This window comes from Novosphingobium sp., assembly GCF_036733805.1.
Lineage (GTDB): Bacteria > Pseudomonadota > Alphaproteobacteria > Sphingomonadales > Sphingomonadaceae > Novosphingobium.
In genome coordinates this window covers 1-2489 of sequence record NZ_DAIMZT010000132.1, presented here as the reverse complement: position 1 = coordinate 2489, position 2489 = coordinate 1, and the positions used below count along the sequence as shown (strand labels likewise).

General features: G+C 65.5%; 2 protein-coding genes. Both read right to left on the bottom strand.

The features are described from left to right. Positions 1 to 781, bottom strand: a 781-nt coding sequence (locus V7D69_RS15825) for a bifunctional ornithine acetyltransferase/N-acetylglutamate synthase (RefSeq protein ID WP_333606312.1), incomplete at its 3' end; no start/stop codon positions are given. Positions 782 to 1160: 379 nt separating this feature from the next. After that, positions 1161 to 2084: a peptidylprolyl isomerase gene (locus V7D69_RS15820; protein ID WP_333606311.1), complete on the bottom strand. Its 924-nt coding sequence runs from the start codon at positions 2082 to 2084 to the stop codon at positions 1161 to 1163. Between the last annotated feature and the right edge of the window lie 405 nt (positions 2085 to 2489).

Sequence of the window (2489 nt, the reverse complement as noted above, 5' to 3'; positions counted from 1 at the left end):
GCGGATCGCTGGCGCGCGAGATCTTCGGCGCACCGTTGGCGGCCGCGGCACCGGTCGCAAACGCGAGCAACGTGTCCGAGGTCGAGGTGTCGCCGTCGATGGTCAGCGCGTTGAAGGTGTCCTCGACGCCGGCCTTGAGCAGCGATTGCAGCACGCCAGCCGACAGCGGCGCGTCGGTGAAGATGAAGGACAGCATGGTCGCCATGTCGGGCATGATCATGCCGGCGCCCTTGGCCATGCCGTTGATGGTCACCTTGGCCTTGCCGAGCTTGACGGTCGCGGTCGCAACCTTCGGGAAGGTGTCGGTGGTCATGATCGCCTTCGCCGCGTCCATCCAGCCGTCCGCCGTCGCGCTCTCGGCGAGCTGCGCCAGCACGCCGTCGAACTTGGTGGCATCGAGCGGCTCGCCGATCACGCCGGTCGAAGCGAGGAAGATTTCGCCAGCCGCGCAGCCGACCGCCTTCGACGCGATCTGCGCGGTCAGAGCGGTGGATGCCTTGCCGGTCTTGCCGGTGAAGGCGTTGGCATTGCCGGAATTGACCACCAGCGCACGGGCTTGCCCGCCCTTCAGCTTGGCGCGGCACCATTCGACCGGCGCCGACGGGCACTTCGACTTGGTGAAGACGCCGGCCACCGTGGTGCCCTTGTCCAGCAGCGCCAGCAGCACGTCGGTGCGGTTCTTGTAGCGGATGCCGGCGGCCGCGGTCGCAAGCCGCACACCCGTGATCGCGGGCATCTCGGGGACGTTGGTCGGGGCGAGCGGGGAGACGGCGGTGGACATCGGGGGCTTCCGGCTACGGGGAGGGAAGCGCTCCATATCATCTTGCTCACTGAAGCGGGAGAGGGTGGTGCAGCAATCACCGCGTCGTCCTGGCCAAAGCCAGGACCCATAACCACCGGCATCGATTGTTCACGAAAGCAATCACGGCTGCGAAGTATGGATCCCGGGACGACGCTGTGTAGCCGGAGGAGCCAACGGGTCGCGCGAACGCGCGCCCGATGACAGGCTCCGCGTCATCCGGGGCCATGCAACCGCGGAGGGGCCTGTCCCGGATTTCGCTTCGCTTCATCCGGGCTTCATATTCGCCCTCAATGGCGACCGCAAAAGCAAATGGCCGGGACATGCCCGGCCATCGCAACTGCAACCGCTTTTGCGGCGCTTACTTCTTCGCCGGGGCCATCTTGCTGTCGGCCGGCTTCGCGGCATCGGCCGGCGGAGTGGCGGCCTTCGCCGCATCGTCGGTCTTGTCCATGCGCTCGACCTTGGCGGCCTCGCGCAGCTTGGAGACATAGTCGGCCTGCGCCTTGCGCGTCACATAGGTCTCGATCTGCGCCTTCACCTGCTCGAAGTCCGGCGCCTTGCGGTTGCGCTTTTCCTCGACCTTGATGATGTGCCAGCCGAACTGCGACTTGACCGGGTCGGAGATCTTGCCCGGCTCGAGCGAGAAGGCGACCGCGGAGAATTCCGGCACCATCTGCTCCTTGGTGAAGAAGCCGAGGTCGCCGCCATCGGAGGCGCCGGGGTCCTTGGATTTCTTCTTGGCGAGCTCGGCGAAGTCGGCGCCCTTGTCGAGCTCGGCCTTCACCGCCTTGGCCTCGTCCTCGGTCTCGACCAGGATGTGGCGGGCGCGCACCTCCTGCTCGCCGGTGATCTGCTTGGAGGCCTCCTCATAGACCTTCTTCATGGCGTCGGGGGTGGTGGCGGCCTTGCCCTCGTTGGCGAGCAGGCTGTCCATCAGAAGCCGGTTGCGGGCGAACGCCAGGCGCTTCTTGAACTCCTCGCTGTCGGCGACCTTCTTGTCCTCGGCAGCCTTGCTGACGATTTTCATGTCGATCAGGAACGACAGGACGTTCTCGTCCTTGGTCGCCGGGTCCATCTGGGCGAGGCTCGGTCCGAGCTCCTCCTCGGCCATGGTGACGTCGCTCTTCTTGATTTCCGCGCCATTGACCTTCGCCAGCACCGGATCGTCGGCGGCCCGGAGCGGGCCCGCGAACGCCAGGGACAGCGCCAAAGCGAGGCTGCCAGCCAGGGCGGACGCATGGCGGAAACGCTGGCCGGTGGTTACCGGGAACGAGGTGGTCATGGAAAATCCTTATGTTGAAGCAGGGGGCTGCTCGAGCGGGGCGGACACTCGCCCAATTCAGGGGGGCTTGGCAACGCGAAAAGTCTGTCAAAATGATGAATTAGCCGCAATGCGCCCGCCGTTGACAAGGCCCTGACCGGGCCATATCTCTGCCCGGTCGCGACCATGGCGATGGCGTTTATTTTGCTGCGTTTTTGGCCGTTGAACCCAGACTAGCCCAATTCCCACCCATATGGCGGACGACCCCCCGCAGTCCGGGCTCTGACGCCACCAGGCGTCACGGTGAGTTGATAGGCAGGCGGGGGGCAACTTCTTAGGCCAACGCGGTTAAATCGCGAACACAGGAACCAGGCATGATCGGCGCGCTCGCCCGCAAGTTTTTCGGCTCCGCCAACGACCGGCGGG

Excerpts from the sequence above, each read along its gene's own strand:
- V7D69_RS15820 (WP_333606311.1), bottom strand. The coding sequence starts at position 2,084 with ATGACCACCTCGTTCCCGGTAACCACCGGCCAGCGTTTCCGCCATGCG.